At 69.4% G+C, this 15,667-nt stretch carries 13 protein-coding genes; 1 reads left to right on the top strand and 12 read right to left on the bottom strand.

Annotation, left to right across the window (positions count from 1 at the left end):
* Nucleotides 1-5 precede the first annotated feature (5 nt).
* The 8 genes from MKK84_RS26835 to MKK84_RS26870 form a co-directional block, all read right to left on the bottom strand.
* On the bottom strand, nucleotides 6-1,022 hold the full coding sequence (locus MKK84_RS26835; protein WP_243924994.1) for a lipid A biosynthesis lauroyl acyltransferase: 1,017 nt from the start codon (nucleotides 1,020-1,022) through the stop codon (nucleotides 6-8).
* Between the two features lie 83 nt (nucleotides 1,023-1,105).
* Complete coding sequence (locus MKK84_RS26840) at nucleotides 1,106-2,128, bottom strand: zinc-binding dehydrogenase (RefSeq protein WP_243924995.1); 1,023 nt, start codon at nucleotides 2,126-2,128, stop codon at nucleotides 1,106-1,108.
* 8 nt (nucleotides 2,129-2,136) lie between these two features.
* Nucleotides 2,137-2,427 carry an SH3 domain-containing protein gene (locus MKK84_RS26845; RefSeq protein WP_243924996.1) on the bottom strand — a complete coding sequence of 97 codons (291 nt, stop codon included), beginning with the start codon at nucleotides 2,425-2,427 and terminating at the stop codon, nucleotides 2,137-2,139.
* Between the two features lie 31 nt (nucleotides 2,428-2,458).
* On the bottom strand, nucleotides 2,459-3,226 hold the full coding sequence (locus tag MKK84_RS26850) for an SDR family NAD(P)-dependent oxidoreductase (protein WP_243924997.1): 768 nt from the start codon (nucleotides 3,224-3,226) through the stop codon (nucleotides 2,459-2,461).
* A complete protein-coding gene (locus tag MKK84_RS26855) occupies nucleotides 3,223-4,506 on the bottom strand; it encodes a beta-ketoacyl-ACP synthase (protein ID WP_243924998.1) in 1,284 nt (427 codons plus the stop codon). The genes MKK84_RS26850 and MKK84_RS26855 overlap by 4 nt, the downstream gene beginning before the upstream one ends.
* 61 nt (nucleotides 4,507-4,567) lie before the next feature.
* Entirely contained in the window at nucleotides 4,568-5,860 is a 1,293-nt protein-coding gene (locus MKK84_RS26860; RefSeq protein WP_409566548.1) for a Zn-dependent hydrolase, read from the bottom strand.
* 98 nt (nucleotides 5,861-5,958) lie between these two features.
* Nucleotides 5,959-6,420 (bottom strand): tellurite resistance TerB family protein, encoded by a 462-nt coding sequence (locus MKK84_RS26865; RefSeq protein ID WP_243924999.1) that lies wholly within the window; start codon nucleotides 6,418-6,420, stop codon nucleotides 5,959-5,961.
* Between the two features lie 576 nt (nucleotides 6,421-6,996).
* Nucleotides 6,997-8,511, bottom strand: coding sequence for a CYTH and CHAD domain-containing protein (locus tag MKK84_RS26870; RefSeq protein WP_243925000.1), 1,515 nt, complete (start codon nucleotides 8,509-8,511; stop codon nucleotides 6,997-6,999).
* A gap of 338 nt (nucleotides 8,512-8,849) precedes the next feature.
* On the opposite strand from MKK84_RS26870, the gene selB reads away from it, so the two are divergent.
* On the top strand, nucleotides 8,850-10,811 hold the full coding sequence (selB, locus tag MKK84_RS26875) for a selenocysteine-specific translation elongation factor (protein WP_243925040.1): 1,962 nt from the start codon (nucleotides 8,850-8,852) through the stop codon (nucleotides 10,809-10,811).
* Nucleotides 10,812-11,202: 391 nt separating this feature from the next.
* On the opposite strand, the gene fchA is transcribed toward selB, so the two are convergent.
* The 4 genes from fchA to MKK84_RS26895 form a co-directional block, all read right to left on the bottom strand.
* On the bottom strand, nucleotides 11,203-11,844 hold the full coding sequence (fchA, locus tag MKK84_RS26880) for a methenyltetrahydrofolate cyclohydrolase (RefSeq protein WP_243925001.1): 642 nt from the start codon (nucleotides 11,842-11,844) through the stop codon (nucleotides 11,203-11,205).
* Between the two features lie 10 nt (nucleotides 11,845-11,854).
* A complete protein-coding gene (locus MKK84_RS26885; RefSeq protein WP_243925002.1) occupies nucleotides 11,855-12,718 on the bottom strand; it encodes an NADP-dependent methylenetetrahydromethanopterin/methylenetetrahydrofolate dehydrogenase in 864 nt (287 codons plus the stop codon).
* A 237-nt stretch (nucleotides 12,719-12,955) separates the two neighbouring features.
* Nucleotides 12,956-13,900 carry a D-2-hydroxyacid dehydrogenase gene (locus MKK84_RS26890; protein ID WP_243925003.1) on the bottom strand — a complete coding sequence of 315 codons (945 nt, stop codon included), beginning with the start codon at nucleotides 13,898-13,900 and terminating at the stop codon, nucleotides 12,956-12,958.
* Between the two features lie 103 nt (nucleotides 13,901-14,003).
* Nucleotides 14,004-15,212 carry an aminotransferase class V-fold PLP-dependent enzyme gene (locus tag MKK84_RS26895; protein WP_243925004.1) on the bottom strand — a complete coding sequence of 403 codons (1,209 nt, stop codon included), beginning with the start codon at nucleotides 15,210-15,212 and terminating at the stop codon, nucleotides 14,004-14,006.
* Nucleotides 15,213-15,667: the final 455 nt, after the last annotated feature.

A 15,667-nucleotide genomic window follows, 5' to 3' on the forward strand; every position in this document is an offset into this window, starting at 1 on the left:
CGCTATCAGAGCGTCTGGTCCGCCGCCTGGGAAATCACGTTGGCTTGAGACGGTTGTACCGGTACTGCGGCCGATGGCGGCATGGCCCGCGCCTTGGGCAGCATGTCCGGCCGCCATCGACGGTGCATCCACAGCCACTGCCCGGGATTCTCGCGCACCCAAGATTCGACCACGGCAGTCATTGCCTGCATGGCGCCGGGCACGTCGATGGTCCCGTCCGCGGCCCGCGGCAGATCGAGTGGTGGCGTCAGTTCGAGCCTGAAACGGCCCTCCGGCAGCCGGACGACCCGGACACCGTGGACCGGGCACTCGTAGTGCCGGACGAGCTTGGCGAGCAGCGGATTGGCAAGGCAGGGCCGCCCGAGGAACTGCACCACGACGCCGCGGGTGAAGTGCTGATCGATCAGCTGGCCGAGATGACCGCCCTGCTCCACGACATCGCGCATGGCGAAGACGGCGCCCGGCTTCGAGGCTGCCAGCCCGCCCATGGACCGGCGGCGGACCTCCTGCACGAGACGCGCGGCCGCCGGATTGTTGGGCGGCCGGAACACAGCCGTCGCGTCCAGGCCGAACCGTGCAGCGGCGATCGCCGGCAATTCCCAGTTGGCGAGATGCGCGGAAAAGATCAGGCCCGGCTCGCCGTCGTCGCGCAGGGCGGCGAAGTGCTCGATCCCGGCAACCTCGGTCCGCAACGGGCGCGCTGCCGCCGGATCGTAGTCGAACAGGCTGTCGAGATGGGCGTACTCGGCTCCGACACGGCCGAGATTGTCCCAGGCCTCGCGTGCGATGCGTCGCCGCTCGGCCTCCGGCATCTCCGGGAAGGCTGCCCGCAGGTTCGCCAGCGCGGTGCGATGGGCCGGCAGGAGCGGCCCGATCCGGCGGAGCAGGCCGGCACCCAAGGCGGTCGAGCGCTTTGGCCCCAGGAGGCGCGCCAGCAAGACCAAAGCACGGATCAGGGGGATCATGGCGTAGCCCGCAAGGCGCGGCCAGGACCGTTTCAGAACGAGGGCGAGACGCAGCACAGTTACTTCCTAGGCAGATCCGGGCCGCCCCCACGCACCCTTACGGCCCCGTTTACGCCATGTCCGGCGCAGCGCGAAGCCCGCTACAGACCGACGAGGATCTTGCCGAACACCTTCCGCGATTCCAGGCGTTCCAGCCCCTGCGCGAAGTCGGCCAGGGGGTAAACGGTGTCGACGACGGGCCGGATGCCGGCGGCCATCTTGTCGAGGGCCTGGCGGATATTGGCGAGCGAGCAGCCGAACGAACCGGTGATGCGGTATTGCTGCTGAAACAGCTGCATCAGGTTCATGGTCGCCGAGACGCCGGAGGTCGAGCCGCAGGTGACCAGGCGCCCGCCGCGCTTGAGGCAGAGCAGCGAGCCGTTCCACGTATCGGCGCCGACATGCTCGAACACCACATCGACGCCCTTGCGCTTGGTCAGGCGCCGGACTTCGCCCTCGAACCGCTCGGTCCGGTAGTTGATGACGTGGTCGGCGCCCAAATCCGCGGCCCGGCGGCCCTTCTCGTCGTCGCCGACCGTCGTGTAGACCGTGCAGCCGATCGCCTTGGCCATGCGGATCGCCGCGGTGCCGATCCCCGAGCCGCCGGCATGGACGAGCACGCTCTCGCCGGGCTCCAGACGGGCGTTGTCGAACAGCATGTGCTGGACGGTGCCGAACGCGATGCCCGCGCAGGCGGCATCGGTGTCGCTCACCCCATCCGGCACCTTTACGACGAGGCGCGCCGGCAGGGTCACCAGTTCCCGGGCGAAGCCGTCGAGATGGAAGCCCATCACACCGGAGACGTCCTCGCAGAGGTTGTCGCGCCCCTCGCGGCAGGCCCGGCACTGGCCACAGGTCATGGCGCCGTAGGGCACGACCCGATCACCGGGCGCGAGACCCGCAACGCCCTCCCCCACCGACTCGATCGCGCCCGCGGCTTCCGCCCCGACCACGAGGGGCAGCTTGCGCTTGACGAAGGCCATGCCGCGAAAGCCCCAGACGTCGATGAAGTTGAGCCCGACCGCGCGGATGCGGATCCGCACCTCGCCCGGACCGGGGGCCGGTGCGGCCTCGATCTCGGTCAGGCGCAGGTCGCGGTCGCCGAAGAGCTGAAGGGCGCGCATCTCGTCTCTCATGATCCCGGCGCCAGATACCGCCGCCGCGCCCAGCCCAGGGTTCGCCCGGCCTTGACGCGGCACCATGTCGTGCGGCTCGGCGTGTCGTTGGTGCAGCCGAAGACCAGGGCGCGGACGCGGATCTCGCCGATCTGCTCGGCGGCGGCATCGGGCTCCACGCGAATGCTCAGGGCCTCGCCGGGCGCCAAGCCCGTGACCCGGTAGACTTCGGGCTCGGCCCGGGCTGGCCCGGCGGCGAGCGGCACCGCGAGGCAGACGACCACGGCAAGGGCAGAGCTGGCGCGCATCGGCGGTATCGTCCGGTTCGGCATGCTCCGGTCAGGTCCGGTGGACGCCCATCATCGCGGTCAGGCCGCCGTCCACCGGCAGCACCGCCCCGGTGATGTAGGACGCGCCCGCGCCCATCAAGAAGGTTGCGAGCGCTGCGACATCTTCGGGCTGCGCGAACCGCCCGGCCGGGATCTGGCGCTCCATCCCGTCGCGATAGGCGGCGTAGCGCGCCATCATGGCGGTGTCGACGAAGCCGGGCGCGATCACGTTGACGGTGACGCCGCGCTTGGCCGTCTCGATCGCCAGCGTGCGGCAGTAGGCGATCAGTGCGCCCTTGGTGGCGGCGTAGGCGGCGTTGCCGGCATTGGCCCGCAGGGCGGCGACCGACCCGATCGCCACGATGCGGCCGGACCGCGCCCGCGTCATCGGGCGGATCAGCGACTTGGCGAGACGAGTCAGCGAGAAGAAGTTGACCTGCATGGCGGCCTCGGCCTGCTCCTGGTCGAGCATGGCGGCGAGCGCGTCATAGGATTGGCCGGCATTGTGGACGAGGCCGTAATAGTCGCCCTCCTCGGCTGCCGTGCAGAAGGCGTCGAGGGCCGATCGATCGGCGAGATCGAGGGCATGGGCCGCGAAGCTGCGGTCCGGATGGGCCGCTCCGAGCTCGGCCAGCAGCGCCTGGGCGTCGTCGGCCGAGGACCGATAAGTGAATTCCACCGCAAAGCCCGCGCCGGCCAGGGCCCGGACGATCGCCGCGCCGATCCCCGACGCGCCGCCGGTCACGAGGATACGGCGGGGGGCCATCGCCGCGCTCACGCCGGCTCCGCTCCGAAAACGAGGCACGTATTCTGGCCGCCGAACCCGAATGAGTTCGACAGCACGGTGCGCACCGGCAGGTCCCGGGCCGTCTCGACGATGTCGAGGGCGATCGTCGGATCCGGCACGCGGTGGTTGAGGGTCGGCGGGATGCGGCCATGGCGGATGGTCATGAGCGACACCGCCGCCTCGATGGCGCCGGCGGCCGTCAGGGTGTGGCCGATCATCGATTTGTTGGAGGTCACCGGCAGGGCGGCCGCGCGGTCGCCGAAGACGGCACCGAGACCCAGCGCCTCCATCTTGTCGTTCTCGGGCGTCGAGGTGCCGTGGGCGTTGACCGTGTCGATCCCGTCGGGTTCGAGCCCGGCATCCTCAAGGCTCGCCCGGATCGCCGCGATGATCGGCGCTCCATCGGGGCTGGAGCGGGTGCGGTGGAAGCCGTCGCCCTTCTCGCCGCAGCCGAGGACGTAGCCGAGAATTTTAGCGCCCCGCGCCCGTGCCGACGCAGCGTCTTCCAGTACGAGGGCGGCGGCACCCTCGCCCATCACGAAGCCGTCCCGGTCCTTGGAGAACGGCTTCGAGGCCGCCTCCGGATCCTCGTTGCGGGTGGACAGGGCCGAGAGCAGCGAGAAGCGGATCAGCGATTCCGGGTTCACCGAGCCATCCGTGCCGATGCACAAAGCCGCTGTGGCCTCGCCGCGTCGGATCGCCTCGACGCCGAGCTGGATCGCGGTGGCGCCGGAGGAACAGGCGGTCGAGAGCGAGATCGGCGAGCCCTTCGTGCCGAACCGCTCGGCGATGCGATCGGCCACAGTGCCGAAGATGAACAGGTCGTGCCAGTCATCGAACCGGCGTGTCGCGGCGGCCCGGAGCAGGCCGGCGTAATCGACCGGGCCGTCGCCGCCGGCGGCCTCGGCCAAGGCCTGGCGCTGCGGCCATTCCATCTCCACCGGGGGCACCGCGATGAACAGGGCGCCGGGGAAATCGCCCGCCGTCCCGATCCCGGCCTGGGCGATCGCCTCCTCGGCCGCCACCGCGGCGAACCGCTCGGACAGGAGCGGCGCCACCAGTGGCGCGGTGTCGAGAAAATCCACCGTGCCGGCGATCCGGGTGCGCAGGCCCTCGGTGGGGAACCGCGCGATGGCATGGATGCCGGACCGACCCTGGGTCATAGCAGCCCAGGTCTCGGCCTGGCCCTGGCCGAGGGAAGAGACGACGCCGAGACCGGTGACCGCGACGAGCGGTCGGCCCCTGGCGTCGCGGTAGGTTTGCGCGCTCATGCGGCGGCCCTTAGCGGATTTTCCGCCGCCTTACACCACCGGACATCCGAGGGCCGCCCCGTCATTCCGCGGCGGACGCGCCAGGTCCGGTCTCGCGGGGGGCGTTGGCGAGGCGCAGCACGGTCTGGAGCAGCACGTCGGTGCCGGCCGCGCAGTCGGCCTGGGTGGCGGATTCCGACTCGTTGTGGCTGATCCCGTCCTTGCACGGCACGAAGATCATCGCGGCGGGCACCCGGGCGGCGAGGTTGCAGGCATCGTGCCCGGCTCCCGAGATGATCCGGCGCCGGGGATGACCGAGGCCTTCGGCCGCCGAGTCGATCGCCGCCACGATGGCGGGGTCGAACGGCACCGGCTCCTTGCGCCAGATCCGGTTGAGCTGGATCTCCAGGCGGCGGCGCTCTGCGATCTCGGCAGCCGCCTCCTGCAGGGCGGCCTCCATGGCGTCGAGGGTGGGCGAGCGCGGGTCACGCACGTCCACCGTGAAGGCGACCCGTCCGGGCACGACGTTGCGGGACGGCGCCAGGATCACAGCCTCGCCGATCGTGGCCACCGCCGAGGGGGCGTGCGCCAGGGCGATGCGCTCCGCGGCTAGCGCGAATTCGGAGAGCGCGAGCAGCGCATCCCGGCGGCGGGGCATCGGCGTGGTGCCGGCATGGCTCTCGAAACCGGTGATTACCCCGTCGAACCACATGATGCCCTGGCCGCCCTCGACCACCCCGATGGTCTTGCCCTCAGCCTCCAGGATCGGCCCCTGCTCGATGTGCAGCTCGACGAAGGCGCCGATCTCGCGTGTCCCGACGGCCTCGACCCCACGATAGCCGATGGCGTCGAGCGCCTCAGCAACCGTGGTCCCGGCGGCGTCGCGCTTGGCCAGGATCTCGTCGGTGGTGAAATCGCCGGCATAGGCTGCCGAGGCCATCATGGCGGGCGCGAAGCGGGAGCCTTCCTCGTTGGTCCAGTTCACCACGAGGAGCGGCGCTTCGGTCTCGAGGCCGGCATCGTTGAGACTTCGCATCACTTCGAGACCGGCCAGGACCCCGAGCACGCCGTCGAACTTGCCCCCAGTGGGCTGCGTGTCGAGATGCGAACCGAAGGCGATCGGCTTCCGGCCCATGTCCCGGCCGGGGCGGAGGGCATACTGCGTCCCGAGCGCGTCCACCGAGACCTCCAGCCCGGCCGCAAGGCAGGCCTCGCGGAACCAGTCGCGCACGCGGCCATCCTCGGCCGAGAGTGTCAGACGGTTGATGCCGCCGGCCGGCGTGCCGCCGAACGCGGCCGTCTCCAGGATGGTGGACCAGAGCCGTGTGCCATCGGCGCGCAGGTTGTGGGTCTTGCTCAGATTCGTCTCGGCCATGCCGGTTCCTCTCACGGCGCAGCACCGTGTCACGCCTGGGTCGTCGATCCGCCCGCCGTTCTGCGCCGGGCGCAGCGTCACAGCAACGCCGATGCCAGTCAGGCCGGCCGCCGCCGCACCGGGTTGGCGCGTAGAAGCCCGACGCCGTCGACCTGCAGGGCAGCGGCGATCGCCCCGAGGGCACTCGCCTCGATATTGCTGATCCCGTCCTGATCGGCGACATCGGCAGCGATCAGGAAGACGTTCTCGCGCTGACTGTCGGGCCGCTCCGCGATTGCCGTGACATTGCGCAGGTTCTCCGCGCGGCCGAGGCGGGTCCGCGCCCGGGCGATCCCCTCGTAGAGTTCGGTCTCGAGCATCAGGGCATCGTAGCCCTTCATCAGCACAGGATCGGCGCTCAGGCCGTGGAGGGCAGCGTCGAATTCCTGCCCGGCCACCTCACCGTCGGCCACGATGACGTTGGCCGCGGCCGAGACCGCAGCGAGCATCAGCGCCTTGTCGCCGACATAGGCCGTGACGGTGCGGCCCACTTGGCCGAGGAGGTCGCGGAGTAAGCTCATGAAGGCTGTGCCGGGGGCTGGGCGCGTGCTGAATACGGGAGGGATAGCAGAGGCTGGCGCGGAAGGAAGCCGAGGTCGCACATCGGCTCGACGCACCGATCTCCGGCGCAACCGGGATTTGCAACTTCTGCGGTTTCCTGGCTCGGCAGACACGCTTGGGCAACATCGTCATGCGACGAGTCGGTCCAGCCGCGTCGAGCGCGGTCGACGGGTGGCGGGCCAAGTCCCCCCAGCAAGTTCCGCCACCGTCGTCACGCCGCCGGAACGAGGTTCGGGTGCCCCCCAGGCCCGACCTTCGCGCCGGCGGCGGTTTCTACCTACGGGCGATCTTCGTTTCCGCGGCGCCTGTGCCCCTGACCTGATCCGAACGCCCCGTCGGCCCGTGCGGCCATAAGCGGCTACGATGTTCGCCAATAGCAGCCCGACGCGGTCTCCTCTCCGTGCGGAAAGGGGAAACGCGCTTGTTTCTTAAGCACGCGGCTTCGGGCGGAGACGCGTGAACCCGGTATGCCATGCCGGAATCGGAACTCGCGCCCTCCGCAGAGCGCGCGAGAACCGCAAGCGGCAGCGGTCGCCTCAGCGCCAGAACGGCTTCAGGTCAAGGAGATCCGATCGGGCATCGGCGGCAGCCTTCAGGAGCTCCTGCGCGCTCGGATCGTCCGAACCGGGCATCGGCGGCCCCGAGAGGCTCTCCGTCATCGCACGGGCGGTCTCAAGGTCGTTGAGCGCCCCGAGATGATCCTGCAGATCCGACAGGGCGTCGCCGAACTTTTCCTGCCGGCGGCGTGCTTTCTTCTTGTGGTAGAGCCCTGCGAAGAACTCCGCGCCGTAGCGCAGCTTCTTGGCCGCGATCCGGGCCCTGTGCCGCGTATGCGGATCGAGATGCTTCAGGCCACGGCCGCGCTTCCTCAACCGCTCGCGCGCCGTGTCGAGTACGCGGACGGCAAAGTCGCGCCCGTCCTCGGCGGCGGCCGCCTGCGTGGTCCAGGCGCCGGTCTCGACCCAACCGGCGAAATCGATGATCAGGCTGCGCCATTGGGGGCTCTGCAGCGTCGACAGAACCACCGCGTAGGCACGCTCCCGTTCCGCCTCGGCCCGCTCGCGAAGCCCGTCAAGCCCGGCCTCGTCCGGGCGCTCCTTCATCAGGTCCGGCAGGGTGTGTCCGAGGAACACGTCGAGGTTGCGCCCCTCACCGAAGGGTTCGGTGACACGCTTGATCTCGTCGGCGAAGCTCACCGCCCGGGGATCCCCAGCGAGCATCGGGGCGAACAGCGACAAAGCCGAACGCAGACGACGCAGGGCAACGCGGATCTGATGGAGAGCCTCGGGCGGCTGCCCGTCTTCCAGGAACACCGTCTCGTTGAGCCGCATGTGGCGCAGGCAGGCCCGCGCCACCGCGCGAAACACCGTGCCGGCGCTCGCATCGTCGGGCAGATCGATCGCCTCGGACTTGACGATGGAGCGTCCGCCGCCGTCGATCAGTGCGAAACCGATCGCGCTCTTGCTGTAGACGCTCAGGTGCAGCGGCACCGTCTCGGCCAGGGCCTGCGCCAGCTGGAACAGGTCGGCCGGATCACCCTCCTGGAGCTCCAGCTCGATCTCGCAGAGCGGCGCCGCGCCCGACGGGCTTTCGACCCGGCCTTCGTCGAGGGTCACGAGGATCCACGACTCGCCCTGTATGATCGGGATTTCCCGGCGCATCACGACAGTCGAGAAGAGCCGCTCCACCGGCGCATCAGCCTCGCGCAGCACCGCCTCGGCAGCCGTTCCGGCCCAGGCGGCGGGATCGGGATCCTCGCTGGCGATCTCCGTCTCCCACTCGGCGCGGTCGAACAGCCCGATATTGCCCGCACCCGCCTTCACGGTCTGGATATGGCGACCACCCTTGGCACGCACCCGCAGCGTCAGGCCGGCGGCCTGCAGGTCGCGGTTGGCTGTGTCGTAATAGGCGCTGATCAGCTGTTCGGGCTCGACATCCGCCGCGCCCGGAAGCCGTGGATGGGCGGCGAGCACCGTCAGATCCGGCCCCGCGCAGGCGAGCTTCAACTCGACTTCGCGCGGCTCCCCGGCGTTGCGTCTGCTCTCGCTCATGCTCTCCTCGTCGTAACCATGCGTGCCCAACCGTCTAAGGCATGCGTCGGGCTGCCGCGACCCGTCGCGCCAGGACCGAACAGCCGCGATCGCCTTCGACGCCAGTCTAGCAAAATCGGGCGGTGCGCGGAGCCGCGCCGCAATCGCCCATCGGCATTGCGCGCCGGGCATGTTGCACTGCGTAAAAATCGCTCTTCCCCAAATCGAAATCGCATGGCAAAACAAATTGTCCACAATCCATCTGCCGTGCATGCCCCGGCCCCGACCGCCCGGCGGCCCCTGGTTCGACGATGAGCCGGCACAGCGGGATTCCCGACGATTCGAGTGGTGTGCGCTGCATGGACGGCAGCGTCGCGGAGATGGTCAGGTCGGTGACTGCGTTGAAGACACTTCTCGTGGGCGTGGTCGGACACGTGGATCACGGCAAGACGGCGCTCGTCCGGGCGCTCACCGGGGTCGAGACGGACAGGCTCAAGGAAGAACGCGCCCGTGGCGTCTCGATCGTGCCGGGCTTCGCGCTCCTAACCACCGACGCGGGTGAGATCGACCTCGTGGATCTGCCCGGCCACGAGCGCTTCGTGCGCGCCATGGTGTCGGGGGCGACCGGCATGCGGGCCGTCCTGCTGGCGGTGGATGCGCATGAGGGCATCAAGCCGCAGACGGTCGAGCACCTCGAGATCGCGCGGCTGATCGGCGTGCGCCGCGGCGTCCTGGCGCTCACCAAATCCGATCTCGTCAGCCCCGAGGTGGTCGCGACACGTTCGGCCGAGATCACGGCCGCCGCGGCCCGGGCCGGACTTGAGGCAGGACCGGTCATTCCGACCTCCACGGTCACGGGCACGGGCCTATCCGAGCTCGGGGCGGCCCTCGCCGGGCTGCTGACCGATGCCGAGGCCGGTCGCGACGATGGTTTCCCGTACCTTCCGGTGGACCGGGTCTTCTCCCGGGCGGGCTTCGGGACGGTGGTGACCGGAACCCTGCGGCGGGGCGCGCTCTCGGTCGGCGACATGGTCGAGATCGTACCGGGCGGCCGCAGCGCGGTGGTGCGTGGTCTCCAGATCCACGGGCGTCCGGTCGAGCGGGCCGAGCCGGGGCGACGCACGGCGGTCGCCCTGCGCGGGGTCGGCCTCGACGAGATCGCCCGGGGACAGGCGCTGGCGCCGGCGGGCCTGCTCGAGCCGAGCGCGTGGCTCGACGTGGCAATCACGGCCGCCGCCAGCGCGGACGCCGCCTTGGCGAGCGGCACGACCTGTCGCCTGCTGTTCGGGACCACCGAGGTCGAAGCCCGGCTGCGCCTGCTCGATCGTGACGTCTTGGAGCCCGGAGCCAGCACGCAGGCGCAGCTGCACCTCGCTCAGCCGGTCGCCGTCCCGGCGCGAGAACCCTACGTCCTGCGGCTCGATTCGCCTGCGGCGACCATCGCGGGCGGCCACATCCTCGATCCGGCGAGCCGTCGCCGTCGCCGCAACGATCCGCGCACCATGGGTAATCTGGCCGCGCTGGCATCGGGAGAGCCGGCAAAGGCGATCTCCGTCCGTCTCGGGCAGGTCGGCGCGGCCGGTGCACCCCTCGCGGAACTGGCCAGGCTCGCCGGCACGGCCCCGGACCGCGCCCGGGAGTTCCTGATCGGGTCCGGCGCGCGCGAGATCGGCGACCGCTTCATCGGCGCGCCGGCCTTCGAGGCTTTGCAGACCGGGATCCTCGCGACGCTCTCGCAGCATCACCGCGACTTCCCGATGGAACACGGGATCGCCCTGGAACGTCTGTCGCGGTCGCTCGTGCTTCCCGACCTCCTTGTCGGCTCGGCCCTGCGTGGCCTCGTGGCGGCGGGGGGTGTAAGTCAGGCCGGCACCCTGTGGCGGCGCACCGATTTCGACCCCGCGCGCAACGAGAGCGAGGCCGCCCGCCGGCTGGAACAGATGTTCCGGCGTGCCGGTCTGAACCCGCCCGACGAGAGCGAGGCCGTGGGGCGGGACGTGCGGCGTCGGGAAGCTCTGACCTATCTGGTCGGCGCCGGGACGGTAATCCGAGCTGTCGACCGCGTGCAGCGCCGCGCAGTCCTGTTCCACCGGGAGGCGGTCGCCGATGCCAAGACGCGCCTCTTGGAGGCCTTCCCCAAAGCCGGGACGCCGGAGGCCGGCTTCCTCGCCCGGGAGGCGGGCGCGACACTGGGGATTTCCCGCAAGTTCTCGATCCCGCTCCTCGAGCATCTCGACGCCACGGGCTTTACCCGGCGGGCCGGCGACAGGCGGATCCTCGTCGCCCTCGAATCGCACACGGGCATCGCGGAAGCCGGATAAGCAGGGCGACGATCCAAGACAGCCACGCCAGCAGGCCCAATGGGTACGGGTTCTGCGGGTACGTCGTGCTGCCCTCGCAGGTCTGGCCCAGCCGTGCCACCGCCGGGGCGAGGTTGATCTCGCGCGTATGCAGCGAGAACAGGTAGCAGCAAGCTGCGGCCGAGCCGGTCTCGCTGCCCCCGGCCGCGTTCAGGACCAAACGTCCGGTGGTCACGATCCGCTCGAACAGCCAAGCCCCGCTCGCCGCAGTGCGGATGTCGCGGACCCTGGACACGTCCGTGCCAAAGCCTTCCGAACGAGGAAATGGCCCAAAGACCGAACGGATCCAATCAGATCCGTACAGCCCGTAGCCCTTGCGGGGAGGGAGACCGGCAAGGCCTTCCGAGCGCCGTCAGTTCACCTTGGTCTTCACCACCCCGTAGATTTTCTCGGTCAGCGTCCCGGCCTCTGCCAGCAGGCCTTCCAATTCCTGAAGCCGCTCGTCGGCGAACTCCCGGTCCTCGAGGCCCTTGGCGTTGACGTAGACGTTGAGCGCCGCGCTGCGCAGGCCGGCATAGGCGGAGAGCACCGCCACGCCGGCATCCGACACCACGTTGAGATTGCCCTTGTCGGCCGTGATCGCCGCGAGGTCGATCACCGCGCGGCAGGCCCGGCAGCAGGCGAGCGGCACGTCGCAGGCCGTCTTGAGCGCCGCCTGGATTTTTTCCGCGCGGGCCGCCTTCTCGTCGTCGGTGCCCTTCGGCAGGCCGTAGGCGCCCATCACGGCGTCGAAGGCCTGGACGTCCTCGCCGATCATGCCGGTGAGCACGACCCGCAAGCCTTCAGACTTGGCGAGCACGTCCTTCAGCTCGGCCTCGACCTCGACATACTTCTTCTTGCCGATGGTGAGGTTGCAAACCATCGACACCAGGGCGGCGCCCATGGCGCCGGAGATGGCTGCAGCGCCGCCGCCCCCGGGGGTCGGGGCGGCGCTCGCGAGCTCCGTCAGGAACTTCTCGATGCTGTCGGTCTCGGGGCGATGCGTCTCGGTCACCGGTGCCTCCTCAGGCCATCGTCTTGGCGAGGGCGTAGATCTCCTCGGCGTCGAGCACCTTATCGGTGCTCTCGAAGAGCTGGCCGACGCAGGCCCGGTGCAGCTTGAGCTTCAGGCCGCCGATGCCGAGGGCTCCGAAGGCCTGCTTGCCGTTGCGCTCCTTGCCCTTGTCCATCACCTCGATGCCGCCGATGCCCGTCGGGGGCTGGGCGTTGTAGTCGGCGACGAACTGGATGGACGATTCCTGAGCCCAGGCGGCTTCCGGCAGCAGCTCGACACCGATGGCGCCGGCCGTGAACACGAGGTTGGTGCCCTTGACGAGGGCAACGCGCGAGGCCTCGTCGGGGGTCGCGGCGGCCTTCACGTTGACCTTGAAGCGCGTGTTGATCTGATCGGCGGCAGCCTGGGTCTTTTCGAGAGAGCGGCCCGCGATCGTCACCTCGGCGCCCTCGCCGGCGAGCAAAGCGGCCGAGCGCATGCCGACCGGGCCGGTGCCCGCCAGCACGACGGCTTTCTTGCCCTGGAGCGAGCCCGCAGCCTTGGCCACCAGCGCGACGCCGGCGGCAGCCGTGGTGTTGGAGCCGTTGGAATCGAGCATGACCGAGACCCGGAACGGGCCGAAGAACCGCTTCTTGACCGCCGTGAACAGCTCCTCGCCGGCCGCCATGCTGCCGCCGCCGACGAAGATCGCGGTCGACTTCTTCTCGGAGCCGCCGCGGGTGTAGATCGTGCCGTCCACCAGCGCGCCGACATTGTCGGGGTTCACGCCGCCGTAGCCGGTGATGTGGTCCGCGCCGCCATCGTAGCCGACGACGGTATCGAACACGTTCGGCACGGCATCGGTGTCGAACAGGAACAGCAGTTTTTTCGTCATCTTTTGGGGACCTTTTCGTCGCGCCCGTGAGGCGCCGGCGCTGTTGTTGGTTGGGTCGATGCGTGGACGCAGTCCTTCTCCTCCCCTGGCGACCCCGGGCTTGCCAGGGATCGCTCAAGCTTGCGGGGAGGAGCCGGAGGTGGGGGGGGGGGTCTAGGATTGAGCAGAGCGGTGCCTCCACCCCCACCCCCACCCTCCCCGCAAGGGGGAGGGGAACGCCCGCCGCAGATCTTGAGGTTATGCTTCGACCACGTTCTGCGGCTTGCCGGCCACGAACGCCTCGACGTTGTCGACGAGCTGATCGGCCAGGATCTGCATCGCCTCCTTGCTCGCCCAGGCGACGTGCGGCGTGACGATCAGGTTCGGCAGGTCGGCATCGCACAGGATGTTGCCGTCCTTGGGCGGCTCCTGCGCCACCACATCGAAGCCCGCGCCCGCGATGGTGCCGTCCTTGAGCGCCTCGAGCAAAGCCGCCTCGTCGACCAGCCCGCCCCGGGCCGTGTTGATCAGGATCGCGCTCTTCTTCATCCGCTTGAGTTCGGCCGCACCGATCATCCCCTTGGTGTCGGGGGTCAGGGGTACGTGCAGCGTGATCACGTCGGATTGGGTCAGGATCGTCTCGAAATCCACGAGTCCGTCCTGCGGGAACACGTCGAAGGCCAGAACCTTCATGCCGAGCGCCTCGGCCCGCTTGGCGATCGACTTGCCGAGCGCACCGTAGCCCACGATGCCGAGCGTCGAGCCGGCGATGTCGTAGATCGGATAATCGAAGTAGCAGAACTGTTTGGACTTCGCCCAATCGCCCCGCCGCACCGAATTGGCATAGGGCACGATCGCCCGGCGCAGGGCGAACATCAGCCCGACCACGTGCTCCGGCACGGTGTTGAACGCGTAGTTGCGGATGTTGACGACCGTGATCCCTTGCGCTTTGGCCTGGGCCTTGTCGACCACATCGGTGCCGGTGGCGGCGACCGCGATCAGCTTGAGATCGGGGAGCTGCTTCAGCGTCTCGGCCCGCATCGGGACCTTGTTGATCAGCGCGATCTCCGCACCCTGGAGGCGGGAGACGATCTCCTCCGGCGTCCAGGTCGAGTCGTGCTCGACGTATTCGTGCGGGAAGTTGAACGGTCGGACCCTGGCATCGAGGGATTCACGATCCAGGAACACGATCTTCTTGGTCATAGGACCCCTCTCGGACGACGGGTAGTTTCCCCGATAGTCTTGTTCTTACTTGCGCGTCGGGGCAGGCCCGGCAACCCGGTCCCGCCCCGATCGCGTGCGCGGCTTACGCCTTATGCAGCGGATTCTCGCGCAGATAGCTGGAGGCGGCGGCGACGCCCGAGCCCGGCGTGACCTTGATGCCGCAATCGATCATCGCCATCTCGGCGCCCGCGATGGCACCGAGCAGCGACAGCTCGTTCAGATCGCCGAGGTGGCCGATGCGGAACACCTTGCCGGCGACTTTCGACAGGCCGGCGCCCAGCGAAAGGTTGTAGCGCTCGTAGGCGTGGGTGATCACCTTGGCGGCGTCGGCGCCCTCCGGGACCACGATCGCCGTGACCGTGTCGGAGTTCCACTTCGGCTCCTTGGCGCAGGGCTTGAGGCCCCAGGCCGCGACCGCCTGGCGGGTCGCCTCGGCGAGCACGTGGTGGCGGTGGTAGACGTTCTCGAGCCCCTCCTCTTTCACGACCTGCAGAGCCTCGCGCAGGCCGTAGAGCAGCGGCAGGACGGGGGTGTAGGGGAAGTAGCCGGTGGCGTTGGCGGCGAGCTGGTCCTTCCAGGCGAAGTAGGCGTGGCCGAGCCGGTCGTTGCGGCCGGTGCCGCCCTCGGCGATCTTGAGCGCCTTCGGGCTGATGCAGATCAGGCCGAGGCCGGCCGGCAGCATGAAGCCCTTCTGCGAGCCCGCGATGGCGCAGTCGACCTTCCACTCGTCCATGTAGAACGGCAGCGAGCCGATCGATGAGATGCCGTCCACGAACAGCAGCGTCGGGTGGCCGGCGGCGTCGATCGCCTTGCGGACCGCGCCGATGTCGCTGGTGACGCCGGTGGCGGTCTCGTTGTGGACGACCATGACGGCCTTGATCTTGTGGTCCTTGTCGGCGCGCAGGGCCTCCTCGATCTTTTGGGGATCGGCGCCGGTGCCCCACTCCTCTTCCTGAACGACCACGTCGAGGCCGAGGCGCTGGGCCATGTCGACCCAGAGGTGGCTGAATTGGCCGTAGCGCGAGGTCAGCACCGTGTCGCCGCGGCAGAGGGTGTTGGACAGGGCCGATTCCCAGATGCCGGTGCCCGAGGACGGGAACAGGATCACGGTCCCGGCGGTCGAGCCGAACACCATCTTGGAGTCCTGCAGGAGCGGCTTCACCAGCTCGGGAAAGCTCGGCGAGCGGTGATCCTCGGACGGCACGTGCATGGCGCGCAGCACCCGGTCCGGGATGTTGGTCGGGCCGGGAATGAAGAGGTGGTTGCGACCGGGGCGCCGGGTTGCGGCCATGATGTTTCCTCCGAATAGTCGATTGCGCGCAGGCCGAGCCTGCGCCGGGTGGTCTAAACGTCCTCGGGAGTCGGTCCGGCGCCGGCGGGCGCGGCTCACGCCACACCACCTCGAACGCCATCCTCTGCCGTGGGTGGGGGGCGCAGCGGAGCGGCAGGCGGCCTCGTGCCGCTCGCGTCGCGGCGCGCCCCCGCGCGCCGGTCGCCTCCGAAATGCCGTCCCGCCCGACGGCCCCAGGGCCGTCCTCGCCGCCTTCCTGTCATGCCCGGCCGCGCTCGTACCGAGCCGCCGGTTATCTGGCATTATGAGGCGGTGTAGCCTGAAAGGAAAACCGGAAAAACTTCCGGAACTTGCCAAAAAAATTTTTTGTGCGCCGCAGCGATACTAATCTCCGATTGAGAAACCACGCCGCAACGCACCCAGGCTCCCAGGGCGCCGCCCTCGGCGCGTCATCA

It is taken from the genome of Methylobacterium sp. E-065 (assembly GCF_022829605.1).
GTDB lineage: Bacteria > Pseudomonadota > Alphaproteobacteria > Rhizobiales > Beijerinckiaceae > Methylobacterium.